Below are 17,539 nucleotides of genomic sequence, written 5' to 3'. Positions count from 1 at the left end.
GGGTACGCCCGCAGGTCCGGTGCTTGTTGGCGCGTGGACGTTGCGTCCCTCCCTTCTTTCTGACCGACCGCCTGCGTGTAGGACGCGCGTCGACCAACCACACGCTGGCGGTCAGTCTCCGGGCGTCAACCATCGGCGGGCGTTTCGCACCATCCCGGGCTCGCTCTCGAAGGGAAGGTCGCGCCCCTCCGTCATCCTGTTGATGATGTCGAAGACCTCTTCGAGCTCATAAAACACGCGGCCCCTGTCGAGGTCCGGCACGAATGTTCCATCCTCGGCCAGGAAATACGTCACATCGTCATGCCTGACGTAGACGTGGTATTCGTCCTCGCGTTCCGTACTCATCGACACATCCGACGTGGCCGCCCGTGACGTCCTCCTGCCAGGCGGCCGCCGGTGTCAAGCGGCGGGCGCAGGCGGGCTGCCCCCAGGGCGATTGCGTGCTTCGAGGCGGCCCAGGTCGGGCGCGGCTCCCGGCTCTGCCGTGCTCAGGCTGCCTCGACGTGCAGGTCCTCGGGCTTCAGGTTGTAAAGGAGCCGGCGGCGCATGAGGTGGTAGACCTCCCCCTCGCCGCCCAGGTCCATCCGCCCGTCCTGGGCCTCGTAGCCGTGGTGCCGGTAGAAGCCCATCCGCGCCTCGATGGCCCATAGGTCGATGGCCGACATCCGCGCGGCGCGGGCGTAGGTCTCGGCCCAACGCATGAGGACACCGCCGATGCCCTGGCCCTGGAAGGCGGTGCCGTTGGCGATGAGGTCGATGAACAGGCGGTTCTCGGGCGTGCGCTTGAAGTGGATGTAGCCCGCGATCTCGCCGCCGATCTCGTACAGGTAGACGTGCGATCCCTTGGTCCTGGTGTCGTACCACAGGTCGCCGTAGGTCATACGGTCGATGGACTTCACCCCGCAGGTGAGGCAGTCGGGCTCACGGCGAATGTCGTCCTCGCGCAGCATGCGGACGGCGCCGAACGGGGCCTTCCGCAGGAGCCGGTTGTTCGGGATGCGGTCGAGCTGAAAGAAGGCCCGGTCGTGCTCCCCGATCATCAGCCCGAAGTAGCAGGGCACGAACTCGGACGTGATCTTCACGACGAGCGAGTAGCTCAGCAGGCTACGGCAGCCCCGGGCGTTCAGCACATCGACGAGGTGCCGCATGCTGGCGCCCGAATGGACGGCGGCGTCGATGACCAGCACCGACCGCTCGCCCAGGTCGGTCGGAAGGTCGCCATCGTCCCGGCTGATGGCCTCCCGCTTCGTGCGGTCGAAGGCCACGCTATGAATGGCCTCGGGTTCGGCGGCGGTGCCGAGCACCCGCTTGACGATCTCCGCCGTCATCTTGTCGCCGGAGATGCCGAGCGAGACCCAGGTCCGCGGGGCTTGGTCGCCGAGGTCCACGAGGCGCGCCGCAAGGTCAGCCGCGTAGGAGCCGACCTCGGCGTCGCCCAAAAAATAGGTGTGCAAGCTTCAGGCCCCGCGGACCACCCGGAAGGCGCTGATGGGATGGACGTCGAGTTCACGGCCGAACTCGTCGAAGTAGCAGTCGCTGCACAGGTGGATGCCCTCGCCGCACGGTCGGTTGCCGGTCACCGTCTCCTGCAGCGGGACGCCGCAATCGGCGCAGGTGAAGACGCCGCGCGGGGCCTGGCCCACGGCCAGGGCGGCGCGATCACGGGCGACGGCATCGAGGAACTGCGTCGGGGTCAAAGGCATCGTCGGATCCCTGCTCGCGCGGCGCGCTGGCTCGCCGCGGAGGCGACGGCCGCGGGATATGCAACAAGACTCGGTCCGTGGCAACTCGACCGAAACCGAATCGCCGCCGGGCCAGACCAATCGTACACCGCTGGGTGAAAACGACCATGGGCGCAAACGGTTGCCGGTTCGTTTCCCCGCGGGCCCGGTTTGACCGCCACGAGGCGCCAGGCCGTCGGCTGCGGTGACGGTCCGTGAGGCGGCTCATCCCGGGGTGCAGGATCGGTGGCCAGCCCTTGCCGAGGGTGGCCGCCTCGCCTGGGCCGTCTTCGGCAGCGGAGGGAACGAAGGCCGAACTTGACCGTTGCGAGTCCCGGGGGCGAGCCTGGGCGCGACGGAGACGGCCAGGCGGCGCGACCGGACGGCCCCCCGTCCTCGGACCGGAAGCACCGGCCTGGACCTCTCCGGGTGCGGGAGGGGCCCATGCCCAAGAACGTCGTGGTCTTCTCGGACGGTACCGGTCAGGACGGCGGCGCACGGCCGGAGCAGCGGCTGAGCAACGTCTACAAGCTCTACAGGGCCTGCCGCGTCGGGCCGGACAGCGCCGTCGATCCGCGCGAGCAGGTTACCTTCTACGACCCCGGCCTCGGCACCGACATCGGTGCGACCGCGATGACGGCGCCCGTCCGGTTCGTCCAGAAGCTGCTGGCCTCCATGACCGGACGCGGCATCACGGCCAACGTGGCGGACTGCTACGCTTTCATCATCAACCACTACGCGCCGGGCGACCGCATCTTCCTGATCGGCTTCAGCCGGGGCGCCTACACCGTGCGGTGTGTCGCCAACCTGCTGACGCTCTGCGGCGTCCCGACCCGCATGCCCGACGGCGCCCCTCTGCCCCTGTTCCGCAAGGCCACGCGCGACATCGCCAGGGAGGCGGTCGACGCCGTGCTGGAGCATGGCGCCGGTCACCCGCGCGAGAGCTACGCCGCTGAGCGCGAGGAACTCGCCCGCCGCTTCCGGGCCAGGCACGGGTCGAACCACGTCGACAGCGACCGGCGCTCGAACGTGGCGCCCTACTTCATCGGGACCTTCGACACCGTCGCCGCCCTCGGGGTCGCGGGGGCCAAGCGCTCCGCCATCAAGGCGGCCGTCAGCGCCGTCGTCGCGATCCCGCTCGCCTTCGCGAGCGTCCTCGTCGCGGCGACGCTCGCCGGCCTCCTGCATCTCGTCGCGGGATGGCCATTCTGGTGGACGGCGCTCGCCCTCGTCCTGCTTGAAGTCGGCCTCCTCGGCTGGGCCGCCTGGAGGATCCTGCAGGCGTGGCGCGCCTCCATGACCAAGACGATCCGCGACTTCCCGAACAAGGGCGACGTCAGCACGCACCTGGCGGAGTGGAAGGGCGCGAACTTCGACAGGTTCCTGAGCGCGCATGTCGGCTACGCCCGCGCCGCCATCGCCATCGACGAGCGCCGCAAGGACTTCGCGCGCGTGCCGTGGGGGACGGTGGTCGACGCACCGCCGCGCGACCCCGGCCTGCCCGAGCAACTGGTCCAGGTCTGGTTCGCCGGGAACCACTCGGACATCGGCGGCAGCTACATCGAGCCCGAGTCCCGCCTGTCCGACATCACGCTGCGGTGGATGATCGAGGAGGCGACGCGCCTCCCGGAGGGCCTCAAGGTGGACGGCCTGCGGGCGCCCGGCGACGCGATGGGGAACCCGAGGCTGCGCCTCTTCCCGCGCAGCGACGGCGTCCAGCATTGCGAGATCGCCGGCATGCGCGACACCATCGAGGAGCGGACCTCGGCCGCCTTCATCCCGGCTTGGCTCCGCCGCCGGGCCCGGGGCAAGAACTGGGAGGAGCAGGACCGCGAGGTACCGCACGACGCCGTCGTCCACCCCACGGTCGATGAGCGCTTTGCCCTGCCGTCCGTCGTGCAGTGCGCCGGGTCGGGGCCCTATCGCCCGGGGGCCCTGGCGAACCACGGCCGCTTCAAGGGCCGCTACGGTGCCGACGAGGCTGGCCAGGCCGTCGGGGCCGAGGCGGCGGGCTGAGGCACGTGGCTCGCTGGCCGGCTGCCCGGCCAAGCTTCAGCAATGCAGCGGGGTCGGCCGGCAACGCCGGCCTTCCACCTTGGCGGGGCGGCAGGCTCGATGAAGACGATCTCGCCGCAGCGGATGGCGGGCCAGCAGGAGGCCGCGCTCGTCACGGGCCGCATGCCGGGGGCCGGTTGGGCCGTCACGAGACCGGGGGCCCGGACGCCGGGGTCGACGGCTTCATCGAGATGCGCGACGTGGAGACCGGCGAGGTCCGGGCCCGGTTCGTGGCCGCTCAGATCAGGACCGTCCAGCGGCTGGCCGAGGACACCGGCGAGGACTTCCGCTTCCGGCCGGAGGAGCGGGACCGAGACTACGGGCTCAACTCCGATGCCCCGGTGATCCTCGTGGTGGTCCGCCTCGCCAGCGACCGCCTCCGGCGGTGGTCGGTCCGGGCCCACTTCGCCGACCCGGAGCGACGACGCAGCCGCCAGGTGGTCTTCGACCCGGCGGCGGACCTGCTCGCCGGCGACACCGCCGGGCGCCTCGCCGATCTGGTCGCGACCTTCGCCAAGCCGGGCCGGATCGTCCCGTCGTCGCGGGTCGAGGAGACGCTGGACCGGAATCTGCTCCGGGTGGTCCACCCCGAGCACCTCTTCGTCGCGCCGACGGACCTGTCCCGCGGCGACGTCCGCGAGGCCTTGCTCCGGCATCGGGCGTACCCGGCCCGGGACCGGATCGGGGACGACGGGTTCGCGGTCAGCTTCCAGGACCTCGACGACCCCTGTCCGAGGACGCCTGCGAGACGGGCGCCATCGACCGCCTGGACGCCGGCGAGTGACACGGGTCCGACGGGGAGGTCACCGAGCGGCGCTTCGTCAAGCGCCTGGGCCGGTGCCCATCCGAGCGTATGGGCGGGCGGCTCTCGTTCCGCAGGGAGCGCCGCCACCTGTTGTTCAAGGCCGATCGGCACCCGGGCATCGAGCGGAGCATCCGGTAGCGCTCCGACCAGGACCAGACCCAACGGAAGGTCGTCTCGGCCCACGGCAAGGGCAGGGACCGCAAGGGCGCGGCCTACTACCGGCACCAAGCCTTCGACCCGCGTTTCCTCCGGTTCGGCGACGACTGGTCCCTCGCCATCGAGCCGACCTGCCCCTTCCCCGGGGCGGGTTCGAGGAGCACCAGTTCGGCTACGGGCGCCTGAGGACGATGAAGAAGGTCAAGTCGTTCGAGACGGACTCGAACGTGCGCGGGCACATCGGGATGTGGCGGAGCGTGCCGACCGAGCGGGGGCCTCCTCGCGCGGGGCGACCCGTTCCTGAGGTTCGAGCTCGTCCCCGGCCTCGTGCACCAGCACGGCGGGAACGATGACCTCCGGATGAGGAGGGAGGACCCGGAGGGGCTGCGGGCCAGGGGCGCCCTCGGCATCGTGACGCGTACGTTGCGACGCCTGCTCGCGCGCCACCCCATCCGCTCGAATGCCACGGCAGGATCGCCCGCAAAGCTCCCGGGGCTTCCAGGAAACTCATCCCTGGGGCATAGGAGCGGACCGTGCTCGCCGTCCCGGCGCCAGCTTTCGCAACTTCGGTCACGAGCCTTGGCTGATGTTGGAAACCCTGCCTGCACATCTCACCCGGGCGGCGCTCGGCTTCCTCCTGGGAGCGCTGTTGGGCCTGGTCGCCCGCCGGGGACGGTTCTGCACGCTCGGCGCCGTCGAGGACGCCGTCTACGCGCGGGATACGCGCCGGGCGCGTGCCTGGATGCTCGCCGCCGGGCTCGCGATCCTCGGAACCCACCTGCTGGAGGCCTACGCGGGCCTCGACCTCGCACGGTCCATCTATGCGGGTCCCCGCCTGGAATGGGGCGCGCTGGTCGTCGGCGGCACGATGTTCGGGTTCGGGATGGCCCTCGTCGGGACCTGCGGGTTCGGGGCCCTCCTGCGCCTCGGCGGCGGGGACCTGCGGGCGCTCCTCGTCCTGCTGGTGCTGGGCCTTTCCGCCTACATGGCCGTCAGCGGCTTGACCGGGCTCGCCCGGGTGGCACTGGCCGGGCCGTTGAGCGTGGAGCTCGGCGCGGCGGGCGCGCAACGGCTGGGGGCCTTGCTCGGCCTCGACCGCGGCGGAACCGCCGCCCTCGGCATCGCCGTCGCCGCCGGCCTCGGCTTCGCCGCCCTCGTCGGGCCCGGCCTCCGGAAGAGCCGCCGGCTGCTCTACGGCGCCGTCGCCATCGGATGCCTCATCGCCGCCGGCTGGTGGACGAACGGGGTCGCGGGCCACGACGAGTTCGAGGCGCGGGCGGTCGGCTCCTTCAGCTTCGCCCGTCCCGTCGGCGACACGCTGCTCTACGCGATGCTCGCCAGCGGGATGAAGGTCGACTTCGGCGTGGGCTCGGTCCTCGGGGTGGTCCTCGGCGCCTTCGCCGCCGCCCGCGGCGGCGGCGAATTCCATTGGGAGGCGCCCGACGACGCGCGCGAGGTCAAGCGCCATGTCCTCGGGGCGTTCCTGATGGGCACCGGGGGCGTGACCGCCCTCGGCTGCACCATCGGCCAGGGGCTGAGCGGCCTCTCGACGCTCTCGGTCGGTTCGCTGCTTGCCCTGGCCTCCATCCTCGTTGGGGCGCGGGCGGGCCTCTACTACCTCGTGGACCGTCACGCCTGAGCGCCTCGGTGCCGGGACCTCGGCGGCGTGTTATGACTTGGGTCGTAGCGCGGGCGGCGGGGCAGGGAACGTGCCGAGCGTTCGTCGCCGTCTTCGCGACGCAAGGCTCGACGCTCGCAGCGCCCGTCCGGGAGGGAGCAGACCATGGGTCAGGCATTTCGGAACGGTTGTCTTATCATGGCCACGCTGTCGGCCAGTGCCGCCTCGGCTCAGGAAGCACTGGTCAGTTACCGCAGCCTCTCCCCCGAGATCGCGCTCGAACTGGCCCGCGCGTCGCTGGAGGCGTGCCGAGCCGCGGGATACCAGGTCGCCGTTTCGGTGACGGATCGGTTCGGCTCGCCGCAGGTCGTGTTGCGGGATCGCTTCGCGGGACCACACACCCTGACGACGGCGAGCGCCAAGGCCTGGACGTCGATCAGCTTCCGCACGAACACCTCGGAGCTTGTTGCCTTGAGCCAGCCGGGGCAGCCGCAAGCCGGGATCCGCCAGTTGCCGAACGTGGTGGTGCTCGGCGGCGGCGTGGTCATCGAGAGCGCTGGCACGACCGTCGGGGCCGTCGGCGTGTCCGGGGCGCCCGGGGGCCCGGAGGACGAGAAGTGCGCCAAAGCCGGCATTCAGGCGGTACGGGACAAGCTTGAACTGTGAGGCCGTCGTCCGAGCGCGCGAGAGCCGACCGCGGGTGGCCGGGATGCTCGTTGCCGCGGCGGTCGCCGCAACGGCCGGACGTTCTGCCGGCACCTGCTGTCCGAGCCTTGACGGAGCGCGCAGCGATGGGACGTCCCGCCTCGGCTCGAAAGATCGCTCGCCGCCCGTGAAGCGTCGCGCGCCTTGCGGCCGGCCAGGCCTGGGATGCCACGGGAGATCGCCCGATCGCGCCATCCAGGGCGCGACGACCGCGCCCTCCCCAACCGCAGCCGGCTTCCGCGGCGACAGGAAAGCGGCAAGGCCGCCTCGCCGGTCGGTGGCGCGTCCCCGCAGGGTGCCGCGCGAGCCGAAGGCGCCCGTTGCGCGGACCGGGGCGACCGTCAGCCCGTCCGCCCCTCGCAGAAGGCGCGGTGCAGGGCCGCGATGATCTCGCGGACCTCGGGGCGGGCCAGGGCATAGTAGATGTTCTTGCCGTCCCGGCGCGCCTCCACGAGGTCGTCGGCACGCAGGCGTGCGAGCTGCTGCGAGACGGCGGGCTGGCGCAGGTTCAGCAGTTGCTCAAGCTCGGAGACGGAACGCTCGCCCTCGACCAGGAGGCAGAGGATGACGAGGCGCGCCTCGTGGGCGAGGGCCTTCAGGAGCTCGCTCGCGTCGCGGGCGTTGGCGAGCAGCAGATCCAGGTCGATGGATCCGGGTGCCGTTCCGCTCGTCGCCGTCTCCCCCTGCCGCAGCGGCATCGTTCAATCCTCTTCCAGGCCGTTCGCTTGCAGGTGGCGTGCCGTCCCGTCCGCTTCAGGGCAAGGCCGGCAACCGACCGAGCAGCCGCTCGGCCCGCCCCCAGAAGAAATCCTCGCCCGGATAGCCCTCGATCCGGTCCAGCTCGCGCCCGCCCTCGACGAGGACGAACGTGGGTGTGTAGCGGATCGGGCGCCTGAGCGTGAGTCCCGGCGGCAGGCCCGCGTCGAGGTCGACACGACGCAGCGGCGCCCGCCGGCCGACGTCGGACTTCGGGTAGATCGGGCCGATCACCCGCTCCCATTCCCGGCACCAAGGGCAGCCACGCCGCTCGAACATGAGGAGTTCGGCGGCCTCGGCCGTCGCGGGCAGGAGGGCAAGCCCTCCCGCCCACGCCATCAAGGACCGCCGCGTTCCGTGCATCGGGCTTCCCAAGTGCGACACCCCGGCACATAATATAGGGAAAGGCGAATATGTTCGAGGGGGTAAGCGCCGTGACCGCCGACGTCGGGATCCTGACCGCCTTCGGCGCCGGGCTGCTCTCGTTCCTCTCGCCCTGCATCCTGCCGCTGGTGCCGCCCTATCTCTGCTTCCTGGCGGGCGTCTCGCTGCAGGAACTCGTCGAACGCCCGGACCGCTCGCTCGCGCGGCGCGCCGTCCTGCGCGCCCTGGCCTTCGTGCTCGGGTTTTCCACGGTTTTCGTGGCGCTCGGCGCGAGCGCGTCCGCCGCCGGTCAGCTCCTGGCGGACCACGTCGGCGTGCTGTCCCGCGTCGCCGGCATCGTGATCGCGGCGCTCGGACTCCACCTGATCGGCGTCTTCCGCTGGATGCCGCTCCTGCGCGACGTGCGCGTCCAGGTCGAGGCCCGCCCGCAAGGCGTCGCCGGGGCCTTCCTGGTCGGGCTCGCCTTCGCCTTCGGATGGACGCCCTGCGTCGGACCCGTCCTGGCCTCGATCCTGCTGCTCGCCGGAGGGGAGGACGAGGTCGCGCGCGGGGCGTGGCTGCTGGCCGCCTACGCCGCCGGGATCGGCTTGCCCTTCGTCGCCGCCGCCTTCTTCACCGGTCCCTTCCTGAGGCTGGCCGGCCGGTTCCGGCGCCACCTGCGCACCGTCGAGGCGACGATGGGGCTCGCCCTCGTCGCGACCGGGCTCGTCATCTTCGGCGGGTGGATGCCGCTCGTGGGGGCTTGGCTGACGGACGCGGTACCCGTCCTCGGACGGATCGGCTGAGAAATCCACCGCCGGCGGAGGCACGTTCCGGCGTCCCGCCCCGAAACTCACCCGTACCGGAACACGAGGAGCCGCTCGAAGGCGCGCAGCTCGATCAGCAGGCGGTGCGGCAGCGCCGGGTCGCGGGCGTCGCGGGCGGCCGGGACCTTGCCGAGGCTGGCCGTCATCCCGTCCGCCGATCGCCGGAACTCCGGGTCGGACCGGACGGCCTCGCCGGCCTCCGCGTCGCAGCGGCCCCCGGGCGCGGCCACGTCGCTCGCGGCGGTCCCGATCCAAGTCGCCGTAGCGTCCGGACAGGTCCGCGATGCAGTCGGAGAAGCGGCGCAGGGCGCCCGCGCGCCGCCCGGCGTCCAGGGGCGCGGGTCGCCGCCTCGACGATCTCGCGGGCCCGCGCGTCATCCTCGCGCTCGACCGCCTTGGCCGCCGCGTCCAGGGACCCGTCGAGCGCGTCGAGGACGGGTGCCAGGTCGGAGCGTCCTCGCGCCGCCGCGACGAGCCTGGCGCCCTCCGTCCGGAGCGTCGAGCGCCGGCGGTCGCGGGCGGTCAGGTCCGCATGGTCGTGCGCCAGGTAGGCCAGCAGCGTGCGCCGCCCACCCTGGAGGCTCCAGGATGGCCCCGACGTCGGGACCGGGCGTCGCGCCGGCGCGCCGTGGGAGCGCGCGCGGCGAGCCCGGCGGTGCATGGAACAGCCGGGCGCAGGACGGATGGCAGGCGTCGCTCGTGCATGCAACGCGGTTCCCGGATTGCCAGGCGCCGGCGGGGCGCCGTACACATGCATGAAGAAGAATGTCTGGAGGAGACGCGATGTCCACCCGGCGCCAGTTCCTCGCGGGCGCACTGGCGCTCGGGTTGCCGCGGCATGCCGCGGCCGAGCCGGTCCAGGACGACGACGGCCTCTACCGCGAGCCCTGGTTCCTCGAAAGCTTCCTCGACCTGCCCGACGACCTCAAGGCGGCGCGCGCGCATGGCAAGCGCCTCGCCGTGCTCTGGGAGCTGAGGGGATGCCCCTATTGCAAGGAGATGCACCTCGTGCATTTCGCGGACCCGGGCACGAGCGGCTTCGTCCGCGACCGGTTCGAGATCCTGCAGCTCAACATCATCGGCGCGCGGGAGGTGACCGACTTCGACGGCGAGCGCCTGTCGGAGAAGCGGTTCGCGGAGAAGTACGGGGTCCGCTTCACGCCGACCCTCCAGTTCTTCCCCGAGGAGGTGACGGGCATCGCCGGGAGGCGGCCCCGGGAGCGCGAGGTCCTGCGCATCCAAGGCTCTGTCGCGCCCGAGGACTTCCGCCGGACCTTCGCCTTCGTGGCCGAGCGCGGCTACGAGCGGACGAGCCTGCGCGAGTACCTGCGCTCCTCGGGTCCGGGACAGAAGGGGTAGGGCGCGCGGCCGACGGCCGGCATTCAAAAAACATTTCGGCTTGACTCAAACGCGATCTGCGTCAAACTTGCATAAATTCGCATATGTCGATGGGTCGAGGCCCTCCGGCGATGCGGCCGGCCGGGAAACGGTCGCGAGAGCCGCAGGGACGGCCCACCGAGGAAACGCCAGATGCGCAGGCCGATCACCGCCTATGCGCTCGCGGGGCTCTGCGCCCTCGCGACCGCCGCCGGAGCCGAGACCGCCTCGGGCGGGCTCGCCCCCTTCAAGATTGTCGCGGCCGACGGCACGGACGCCATCCCGGATCCGCTGACCGACAAGCCGGGTGATCCCGCCGCCGGCGCCAAGGTCGTGGTCAACCGGCGCCAGGGCAACTGCCTCGGCTGCCATCAGATCTCGTCGGTCAAGAGCGAGGACTTCCACGGCGAGGTCGGCCCCTCCCTCGACGGCGTCGCCGGGCGCTGGGACGCGGCGCACCTGCGCATGATCGTGGTCAACCCGAAGCACGTCTTCACCGAGGCGACGGTGATGCCGGCCTTCTACCGGGTCGACGGCCTGAGCCGCGTCCGCCCCGAGTTCCAGGGCAAGCCGATCCTGACCGCCCAGCAGGTCGAGGACGTGGTCGCCTACCTCACCACCCTGAAGTGACTTAGCGAGCCGAGAAGGAGCCGCTTCCGATGATATCTCCCCTGAACCGCCGCCAGGCCCTGGCCCTCGGCACCGGCGCCGTCCTGGCGACGACGCTGTCCCTGCGCGCCGCTCCGGCGCTGGCGGCGAAGAACAGCACGGACGAGGCCATCAAGGCGTTCACCGGCGGCAAGGAGCCGGTCAAGGGCAAGGTCAAGCTCGAACTCCCCGAGATCGCCGAGAACGGCAACACCGTACCGATGACGGTCGGCGTCGACGCGCCGATGACGAAGGAGAGCTTCGTCGAGGAGGTGATGATCGTCGCCGACGGCAACCCGAACCCCGGCGTCATCCGCTTCCATTTCACGCCGTCGAGCGTCCCCGAGGCCAACACGCGCATCCGCCTCGCCGAGACCCAGAACGTCATCGCGGTCGCCCGCATGAACGACGGCTCCGTCTTCAGCGACGTGAAGCAGGTGAAGGTCACCATCGGCGGCTGCGGCGGCTAGCGCCTCGGCGAACCCATCAGCACGAGACCCGGAGGACGACATGGCCGACGTGAAGCCGCGGATCAAATTGGACAAGAAAGACGTCGCCCAGGGCGGTGTCATCGAGGTGAAGACACTGGTCTCGCACACGATGGAGTCGGGACAGCGCAAGGACAAGGACGGCAAGACCATCCCGCGCAAGATCCTGAACACGTTCATCTGCGACCTGAACGGCAAGACGATCTTCAGCGCCGACCTGGAAAGCGCCGTGTCGGCCAACCCGTACTTCCAGTTCAAGCTCAAGCCCGAGGAATCGGGCACGCTGACCTTCACCTGGATCGACGACGACGGCTCGAAGATCCAGGCCACGGAGCAGATCAAGGTCTCGTGACGCTCTCCCGGGGCGTCCCGCCCCGGGGCGCCTCCCCACGCCGAGCCGGAGCTTCCATGCCGTCCGTTCCCTCTCCTCTGGCCTTCGCCGCCGTCGCCATCCTCGCCCTGGCCGTCTCGCCGCACGCGCAGGACACGTCCTCGCCGCGCGCGCAGGACACGTCCGAGCGCCCGGCCTGGCAGGAGCACGGCATCAAGCCGCAAAGCCCCGATTCCCCGTTCGGGGAGGTCGTCTCGGGCCTGTATTTCCGCTCCAAGGAGACGCAGGCGATGCAGGCCGACGACTTCAACAACCCGGGCTTCCTCGCCGTCGAGCAGGGCGAGGACCTCTGGTCGAAGGTCGACGGCGCGGCGGGCAGGTCCTGCGCGAGCTGCCACAACGAGGCGGCGACCGCGATGAAGGGCGTGGCGGCCGCCTACCCGAAGTGGAACGGGAAGCTCGGCAAGCCGGTCAACCTGGAGCAGCGGATCAACATCTGCCGCAGCGGCGCGCTCAAAGCCGAGCCCTGGGCCTTCGGCTCGCCGGAACTCACCGCGATGACCACCTACATCCGCAACCAGTCCCGCGGCATGCCGGTCGCGGTGAAGGTCGACGGGCCGATGACGCCGTGGTTCGACCGCGGCAAGGCCCTCTACTACCAGCGCAACGGCCAGCTCGACCTTGCCTGCGCCAGCTGCCACGAGAAGAACCACGGCAAATACCTGCGCGCGGACTTCCTCAGCCAGGGACAGAGCAACGGCTTCCCCGTCTACCGCCTGCGCGACCAGCGCCTCGTGCCGCTCCATGAGCGCATGGAGGGCTGCATGCAGGACGTCCGGGCCACCCCCTACAAGCCGCTCTTCGACGAGTTCCTCGCGCTGGAGACCTACGTCGCCTGGCGCGGCCTCGGCCTGCCGGTCGAGACGCCGGCCGTCCGCAACTGAGCGTCGGAACCCACGATGACCTCACGCCGCGACTTCCTGCAGATCGCCGCCGCCACCGCCGCGCTCGTGCCGACGGGCTGGACCCGGGCCTTCGCCCAGCAGAGCCTCGTCCAGGACGATCTCCTCGCCTTCGAGCCGATGGGCAACGTCACCCTGGTCCATCTGACCGACATCCACGCCCAGTTGGTGCCTGTCCTGTTCCGCGAGCCTTCGACCAACCTCGGCGTCGGCGAGGCGCGGGGGCAGGTCCCCCACGTCACCGGCCGCGCCTACCTCGACCTGTTCGGCATCCCCGGCGGCTCCCCGCTCGCCTACGCCCTGACGCCCGAGGACTACGTCGCGCTCGCCCGCGGCTACGGCCGCATGGGCGGGCTCGACCGCATCGCCACGGTGCTCGACGCGATCCGCGCCGAGCGCGGCGACAAGGTCCTGTTCCTCGACGGCGGCGACACCTGGCAGAACAGCTACACGTCGATGCTGAGCAAGGGCCAGGACATGGTCGACTGCATGGCGCTCCTGAAGCCCGACGCCATGACCGGGCACTGGGAGTTCACCCTCGGCACCGACCGGGTCAAGGAGATCGTCGACGGGCTCGGCTGCCCCTTCCTCGGCCAGAACGTGCGCGACGCCGAGTGGAACGAGCCGGCCTTCGAGTCCACGAAGATGTTCGAGCGCGGCGGCGCGAAGGTCGCGGTGATCGGGCAGGCCTTCCCCTACACGCCCATCGCCAACCCGCGCTGGCTGATCCCGAACTGGTTGTTCGGCATCCGCGAGGAGGACGTGCAGGCCAGCGTCGACAAGGCCCGCAAGGACGGGGCCGCGCTCGTGGTGCTGCTCTCGCACAACGGCTTCGACGTCGACCGCAAGCTCGCCTCGCGCGTGAAGGGGATCGACGTGATCCTCACCGGCCACACCCACGACGCCCTGCCGCAGGCGGTCAAGGTCGGGCAGACCCTGCTCATCGCGTCGGGCAGCCACGGCAAGTTCCTCACGCGCGTCGATCTCGACGTGCGCGACGGCGCGGTGAAGGGCTACCGCTCGAAGCTCATCCCGATCTTCTCCGACGTGATCGCGTCGCAGAAGGAGATGGCGGCGAAGATCCAGGCGATCCGCAGCCCCCACGAGGCGATGCTCAAGGAGGAACTCGGCCGCGCGGAAGGCCTGCTCTACCGGCGCGGCAACTTCAACGGCACGCTCGACGACATGATCTGCGACGCGCTGCTCGCCGAGCGCGAGGCCGAGATCGCGCTCTCGCCCGGTTTCCGCTGGGGCACGACGCTGCTGCCGGGTCAATCGATCACCCGCGAGGACGTCTACAACGCCACCGCCATCACCTATCCGGCCGCCTACCGCATGACCATGACGGGAGGCCGGTTGAAGGAGGTCTTGGAAGACGTGGCCGACAACCTCTTCAACGCCGACCCCTACTACCAGCAGGGCGGCGACATGGTGCGGGTCGGCGGCGTCGCTTACGCCATCGACGTCGCCCGTCCGGCCGGCAGCCGCGTCTCCGACCTGACCCTGCTGCGCACCGGCAAGCCCATCGAGGCCGGGACCTCCTACACCGTGGCCGGCTGGGCCAGCGTCAACGAGGGCACCGAGGGCCCGCCGATCTGGGACGTCGTGGCCGCCCATGTCCGGCGCAAGGGGACCGTGAACCCGACCCCGGCGCAGGTCACCGTTCGCGGCGCTTGATCGTGCCACAAGCATTCACGTATCTGAATATATGAAACAGTTCGGAGAGGCCGATGTCTGACCCGAAGCAAATCCCGGAGCCGCCGAGCCCGCCCTCGCGCAGGGCCTTCCTGCGGACAAGCCTCGCGCTCGGCGGCGCCGTCGGCACGGGTGCCTTCGCCGGCAAGGCCGCGGCCGTCGAGAGCAAGAACCTGCCGCCGAATGTCCCGGAATGGTCTCAAGGACTCGGTGACGGGGTCGTCAGCCGCCCCTACGGCCGGCCGTCGAAATTCGAGGCGGACGTCATCCGGCGCGACGTCGAGTGGCTCACCGCCTCGCGCCAGAGCTCGGTCAGCTTCACGCCGCTGCACCAGCTCGAAGGCATCATCACCCCGAACGGGCTCGGCTTCGAGCGCCACCACGGCGGCATTGCCGAGATCGACCCGGCCGAGCACCGGCTGATGATCCACGGCCTCGTCGAGAAGCCGCTGATGCTGACCCTGGAGGACGTCAGGCGCTTCCCCCGCGTCAACCGGATCGCCTTCCTCGAATGCGCCGCGAATTCCGGCATGGAGTGGAAGGGCGCGCAGCTCAACGGCTGCCAGTTCACGCACGGCATGGTCCACTGCGTGATGTACACGGGCGTCCCGCTCAAGCTCCTCTTGGAGGAGGCGGGCCTCAAGACGAACGCCAAGTGGCTGCTACCGGAGGGGGCCGACGCCGCCGCGATGACGCGCTCCGTGCCGATCGAGAAGGCGCTCGACGATGCGATGGTCGCCTACGCCATGAACGGCGAGGCGCTCTATCCCGAGCATGGCTATCCCCTGCGCCTCGTCCTGCCGGGCTGGCAGGGCAACATGTGGGTGAAGTGGCTGCGCCGGATCAAGGTCGGCGACGAGCCCTGGCAGACCCGCGAGGAGACCTCGAAGTATACCGCCTTGCTGCCCGACGGCCGGGCACGGCGCTTCACCTGGGCCATGGACGCGAAGTCGGTGATCACCAGCCCGAGCCCGCAGGCGCCGATGCACCACAAGGGCTTCACGGTGCTGTCCGGGCTCGCCTGGTCCGGCCGCGGCAAGATCAGCCAAGTCGACGTCTCCCTTGACGGGGGCCGCAACTGGCGCGCCGCCCGCCTCGACGGACCGGTGCTCGATAAGGCGCTGACCCGCTTCTACTACGAGTTCGACTGGACCGGCGACCCGCTGCTGCTGCAGTCGCGCGCGGTCGACGAGACCGGCTACGTCCAGCCGACCAAGGCCGCGCTGCGCCGGCACCGCGGGCTGAACTCGATCTACCACAACAACGGCATCCAGACCTGGCACGTGCTGCCCAGCGGGGAGATCGAGAATGTCGAGGTCGCCTAACGGCATCGGGGCCGCTGTCACGGCCGTCCTCCTGGCCTTCGCCTCGCCCGCGGCTGCCGAGCGCCTCAACATCGGACGCGCGGCCAGCCCTGAGGAGATCAAGGGGTGGGACATCGACGTGCGCCCCGACGGCCAGGGCCTGCCGGTGGGCAAGGGCACGGCAGCGCTCGGCGAGACGATCTTCCAGGAGCGCTGCGCCAGCTGCCACGGCGAGTTCGGCGAGGGGGCCGGCCGCTGGCCCGAGCTTGCGGGCGGGGCCGGCACGCTCAAGTCGGACAGCCCGGTCAAGACCGTCGGCTCCTACTGGCCCTACGTCTCGACGGTGTTCGACTTCGTGCACCGGGCGATGCCGTTCGGCGCGGCGCAGACCCTGACGCCCGACGAGACCTACTCGCTGACCGCGTACCTGCTCTACCTCAACGACATCCTGAAGGATCAGGACTTCGAGGTGAACGAGAAGAACCTCGCCACCATCCGCCTGCCGAACGAGAAGAACTTCTTCATGGACGACCGCGAGACCGCGGAGAAGGAGTTCTGGACGGCCAAGCCCTGCATGACGGACTGCCTGCCGAAGGAGGCGACCATCACGGGTCGCGCCCGCATCCTCGACGTGACGCCCGACAAGGCGTCCGAGAAGGCGAAGGAATCGCCGCCGGTCCAGTAGCCTGCGAGGACACGGGAAGCCTGACGATGAGCGACCTCCACGAGACGGCGCGGCGCGGATCGCCCGCCCGGGCCTGCGACAGGCGAGCGGTCGTCGCCGGCATGGCGGCGCTGCTGGCCTCCGCCTGGCCGGGCGGGCGGGCGTCGGCCATCCCCATGGCGCCGCTCAGGGTCGGTGAGGCCACCGTGGAGACGGCCAGCGACGGGACGCTGTCGTCCTCCCTCGCCTTCATGCTCCCCGAGGCGCCGCGCGCGGAGGTGGACGACGTGTTCAGGGCCGAGGGACAGCCGGCGGAAGCGAGCCCGATCCCGACCAACGCGAGCCTCGTGCGCGTCGGCGGCGAGGTCATCCTGATCGACGCGGGCTCGGGGAATTCCGTCCAGCCGACGGCCGGGAAGCTCGGGGAGAGCCTGGAGGGCAGGGGCGTCCCGCGCGAGACGATCACCCGGGTCGTGTTCACGCACGCCCACCCCGATCACCTCTGGGGCGCGGTCGACGACTTCGATGACAGCGAGCGCTTCCCCAACGCCCGCTACGTCGTGCCGGCCGCGGAATGGGACTTCTGGACTCGCGACGACGTCGAGACCCTCGTGCCGGACTGGCTCAAGGGGCTGGCCGCCGGCTCGCGCCGCACCCTGAGACGCCTCGAAGCCAAGATGGAGCGCCGCACGCCCGGCGAGACCATCGCGCCCGGCCTCACCTACGTGGCGACGCCGGGTCATACGCCCGGCCATGCTTCCGTCCTCGTCGAGGCCGGCCGGGAGCAGGTCCTGATCGGCGGGGATGCGCTGAGCCATGCCGTGGTCTCCTTCCGCCGCCCTGCCTGGGCCTTCGGGAGCGACCTCGACCGCGACCTCGCGATCCGCACCCGCCGCGCCCTGCTCGACCGGTTGGCCAACGAGCGCCTCACGCTCGTCGGTTTCCATCTGCCGGGGTCCGGCATCGGTCGCGTCGAGCGGTCCCGGGGCGCCTACCGGTTCGTGCCCGCATGAGCCGGGCGGCAGCGGCCTGGTTCCTTAAGGTCTCCTTAAGGTGCGGCCCTC

General features: G+C 70.8%; 20 protein-coding genes. 14 read left to right on the top strand and 6 right to left on the bottom strand.

Annotated elements, in window-relative coordinates:
* Positions 1-111: 111 nt before the first annotated feature.
* From MFF22_RS03390 to MFF22_RS03380, 3 genes are all read right to left on the bottom strand, one after another.
* Positions 112-345: a hypothetical protein gene (locus MFF22_RS03390; protein ID WP_012752891.1), complete on the bottom strand. Its 234-nt coding sequence runs from the start codon at positions 343-345 to the stop codon at positions 112-114.
* A gap of 143 nt (positions 346-488) precedes the next feature.
* Positions 489-1,454, bottom strand: a complete 966-nt coding sequence (locus MFF22_RS03385; protein ID WP_158022372.1) for a GNAT family N-acetyltransferase — start codon at positions 1,452-1,454, stop codon at positions 489-491.
* A 3-nt stretch (positions 1,455-1,457) separates the two neighbouring features.
* On the bottom strand, positions 1,458-1,703 hold the full coding sequence (locus MFF22_RS03380; protein WP_012752893.1) for a hypothetical protein: 246 nt from the start codon (positions 1,701-1,703) through the stop codon (positions 1,458-1,460).
* 462 nt (positions 1,704-2,165) lie between these two features.
* Here MFF22_RS03380 and MFF22_RS03375 point away from each other — a divergent pair, with 462 nt between their 5' ends.
* The 4 genes from MFF22_RS03375 to MFF22_RS03360 all read left to right on the top strand — a co-directional run bounded on the left by MFF22_RS03375 (position 2,166) and on the right by MFF22_RS03360 (position 7,021).
* Positions 2,166-3,737, top strand: coding sequence for a T6SS phospholipase effector Tle1-like catalytic domain-containing protein (locus MFF22_RS03375; RefSeq protein WP_012752894.1), 1,572 nt, complete (start codon positions 2,166-2,168; stop codon positions 3,735-3,737).
* Positions 3,738-3,967: 230 nt separating this feature from the next.
* Positions 3,968-5,041: a DUF4365 domain-containing protein gene (locus MFF22_RS24795; protein ID WP_158022373.1), complete on the top strand. Its 1,074-nt coding sequence runs from the start codon at positions 3,968-3,970 to the stop codon at positions 5,039-5,041.
* Positions 5,042-5,323: 282 nt separating this feature from the next.
* A complete protein-coding gene (locus MFF22_RS03365) occupies positions 5,324-6,376 on the top strand; it encodes a YeeE/YedE family protein (RefSeq protein ID WP_012752896.1) in 1,053 nt (350 codons plus the stop codon).
* A gap of 177 nt (positions 6,377-6,553) precedes the next feature.
* Entirely contained in the window at positions 6,554-7,021 is a 468-nt protein-coding gene (locus MFF22_RS03360) for a GlcG/HbpS family heme-binding protein (protein WP_012752897.1), read from the top strand.
* A gap of 380 nt (positions 7,022-7,401) precedes the next feature.
* Here MFF22_RS03360 and MFF22_RS03355 read toward each other — a convergent pair whose 3' ends face one another.
* Positions 7,402-7,758 carry an ArsR/SmtB family transcription factor gene (locus MFF22_RS03355; RefSeq protein ID WP_012752898.1) on the bottom strand — a complete coding sequence of 119 codons (357 nt, stop codon included), beginning with the start codon at positions 7,756-7,758 and terminating at the stop codon, positions 7,402-7,404.
* A gap of 55 nt (positions 7,759-7,813) precedes the next feature.
* Positions 7,814-8,155: a thioredoxin domain-containing protein gene (locus MFF22_RS03350; RefSeq protein WP_012752899.1), complete on the bottom strand. Its 342-nt coding sequence runs from the start codon at positions 8,153-8,155 to the stop codon at positions 7,814-7,816.
* A 95-nt stretch (positions 8,156-8,250) separates the two neighbouring features.
* On the opposite strand from MFF22_RS03350, the gene MFF22_RS03345 reads away from it, so the two are divergent.
* Entirely contained in the window at positions 8,251-8,985 is a 735-nt protein-coding gene (locus MFF22_RS03345; RefSeq protein ID WP_043766811.1) for a cytochrome c biogenesis CcdA family protein, read from the top strand.
* A gap of 47 nt (positions 8,986-9,032) precedes the next feature.
* Here the strand turns inward: MFF22_RS03345 and MFF22_RS03340 are convergent, their stop codons facing one another.
* On the bottom strand, positions 9,033-9,236 hold the full coding sequence (locus tag MFF22_RS03340) for a hypothetical protein (protein ID WP_012752901.1): 204 nt from the start codon (positions 9,234-9,236) through the stop codon (positions 9,033-9,035).
* 553 nt (positions 9,237-9,789) lie between these two features.
* Here MFF22_RS03340 and MFF22_RS03335 point away from each other — a divergent pair.
* From MFF22_RS03335 to MFF22_RS03295, 9 genes are all read left to right on the top strand, one after another.
* Complete coding sequence (locus MFF22_RS03335; RefSeq protein WP_012752903.1) at positions 9,790-10,365, top strand: thioredoxin family protein; 576 nt, start codon at positions 9,790-9,792, stop codon at positions 10,363-10,365.
* 171 nt (positions 10,366-10,536) lie between these two features.
* Entirely contained in the window at positions 10,537-11,013 is a 477-nt protein-coding gene (soxX, locus tag MFF22_RS03330; RefSeq protein WP_012752904.1) for a sulfur oxidation c-type cytochrome SoxX, read from the top strand.
* Positions 11,014-11,042: 29 nt separating this feature from the next.
* Positions 11,043-11,501 (top strand): thiosulfate oxidation carrier protein SoxY, encoded by a 459-nt coding sequence (gene soxY, locus MFF22_RS03325; protein ID WP_012752905.1) that lies wholly within the window; start codon positions 11,043-11,045, stop codon positions 11,499-11,501.
* Between the two features lie 40 nt (positions 11,502-11,541).
* Positions 11,542-11,871: a thiosulfate oxidation carrier complex protein SoxZ gene (gene soxZ / locus MFF22_RS03320; protein ID WP_012752906.1), complete on the top strand. Its 330-nt coding sequence runs from the start codon at positions 11,542-11,544 to the stop codon at positions 11,869-11,871.
* A gap of 56 nt (positions 11,872-11,927) precedes the next feature.
* On the top strand, positions 11,928-12,794 hold the full coding sequence (soxA, locus tag MFF22_RS03315) for a sulfur oxidation c-type cytochrome SoxA (RefSeq protein ID WP_012752907.1): 867 nt from the start codon (positions 11,928-11,930) through the stop codon (positions 12,792-12,794).
* Positions 12,795-12,809: 15 nt separating this feature from the next.
* Positions 12,810-14,489: a thiosulfohydrolase SoxB gene (soxB, locus tag MFF22_RS03310; protein ID WP_012752908.1), complete on the top strand. Its 1,680-nt coding sequence runs from the start codon at positions 12,810-12,812 to the stop codon at positions 14,487-14,489.
* 53 nt (positions 14,490-14,542) lie between these two features.
* A complete protein-coding gene (soxC, locus tag MFF22_RS03305) occupies positions 14,543-15,832 on the top strand; it encodes a sulfite dehydrogenase (RefSeq protein WP_012752909.1) in 1,290 nt (429 codons plus the stop codon).
* Positions 15,816-16,496 (top strand): c-type cytochrome, encoded by a 681-nt coding sequence (locus MFF22_RS03300; protein WP_012752910.1) that lies wholly within the window; start codon positions 15,816-15,818, stop codon positions 16,494-16,496. The genes soxC and MFF22_RS03300 overlap by 17 nt, the downstream gene beginning before the upstream one ends.
* A 26-nt stretch (positions 16,497-16,522) precedes the next feature.
* Positions 16,523-17,488, top strand: a complete 966-nt coding sequence (locus MFF22_RS03295) for an MBL fold metallo-hydrolase (protein ID WP_012752911.1) — start codon at positions 16,523-16,525, stop codon at positions 17,486-17,488.
* The last annotated feature ends 51 nt before the right edge of the window (positions 17,489-17,539 follow it).

It is taken from the genome of Methylobacterium persicinum (assembly GCF_022179525.1).
Classification (GTDB): Bacteria; Pseudomonadota; Alphaproteobacteria; order Rhizobiales; family Beijerinckiaceae; genus Methylobacterium; species Methylobacterium persicinum.
The sequence above is the reverse complement of the archived record's forward strand: the minus strand, read 5'-3'. Positions and strand labels throughout refer to the sequence as shown.

Excerpts from the sequence above, each read along its gene's own strand:
- soxA (WP_012752907.1), top strand. The coding sequence starts at position 11,928 with ATGCCGTCCGTTCCCTCTCCTCTGGCCTTCGCCGCCGTCGCCATCCTC.
- soxZ (WP_012752906.1), top strand. The coding sequence starts at position 11,542 with ATGGCCGACGTGAAGCCGCGGATCAAATTGGACAAGAAAGACGTCGCC.
- MFF22_RS03350 (WP_012752899.1), bottom strand. The coding sequence starts at position 8,155 with ATGGCGTGGGCGGGAGGGCTTGCCCTCCTGCCCGCGACGGCCGAGGCC.
- MFF22_RS03295 (WP_012752911.1), top strand. The coding sequence starts at position 16,523 with ATGAGCGACCTCCACGAGACGGCGCGGCGCGGATCGCCCGCCCGGGCC.
- MFF22_RS03355 (WP_012752898.1), bottom strand. The coding sequence starts at position 7,758 with ATGCCGCTGCGGCAGGGGGAGACGGCGACGAGCGGAACGGCACCCGGA.
- soxB (WP_012752908.1), top strand. The coding sequence starts at position 12,810 with ATGACCTCACGCCGCGACTTCCTGCAGATCGCCGCCGCCACCGCCGCG.
- MFF22_RS03365 (WP_012752896.1), top strand. The coding sequence starts at position 5,324 with ATGTTGGAAACCCTGCCTGCACATCTCACCCGGGCGGCGCTCGGCTTC.
- MFF22_RS03360 (WP_012752897.1), top strand. The coding sequence starts at position 6,554 with ATGGCCACGCTGTCGGCCAGTGCCGCCTCGGCTCAGGAAGCACTGGTC.
- MFF22_RS03390 (WP_012752891.1), bottom strand. The coding sequence starts at position 345 with ATGAGTACGGAACGCGAGGACGAATACCACGTCTACGTCAGGCATGAC.
- soxX (WP_012752904.1), top strand. The coding sequence starts at position 10,537 with ATGCGCAGGCCGATCACCGCCTATGCGCTCGCGGGGCTCTGCGCCCTC.
- MFF22_RS03335 (WP_012752903.1), top strand. The coding sequence starts at position 9,790 with ATGTCCACCCGGCGCCAGTTCCTCGCGGGCGCACTGGCGCTCGGGTTG.
- MFF22_RS03300 (WP_012752910.1), top strand. The coding sequence starts at position 15,816 with ATGTCGAGGTCGCCTAACGGCATCGGGGCCGCTGTCACGGCCGTCCTC.
- MFF22_RS03375 (WP_012752894.1), top strand. The coding sequence starts at position 2,166 with ATGCCCAAGAACGTCGTGGTCTTCTCGGACGGTACCGGTCAGGACGGC.
- MFF22_RS03380 (WP_012752893.1), bottom strand. The coding sequence starts at position 1,703 with ATGCCTTTGACCCCGACGCAGTTCCTCGATGCCGTCGCCCGTGATCGC.
- soxC (WP_012752909.1), top strand. The coding sequence starts at position 14,543 with ATGTCTGACCCGAAGCAAATCCCGGAGCCGCCGAGCCCGCCCTCGCGC.
- MFF22_RS24795 (WP_158022373.1), top strand. The coding sequence starts at position 3,968 with ATGCGCGACGTGGAGACCGGCGAGGTCCGGGCCCGGTTCGTGGCCGCT.
- soxY (WP_012752905.1), top strand. The coding sequence starts at position 11,043 with ATGATATCTCCCCTGAACCGCCGCCAGGCCCTGGCCCTCGGCACCGGC.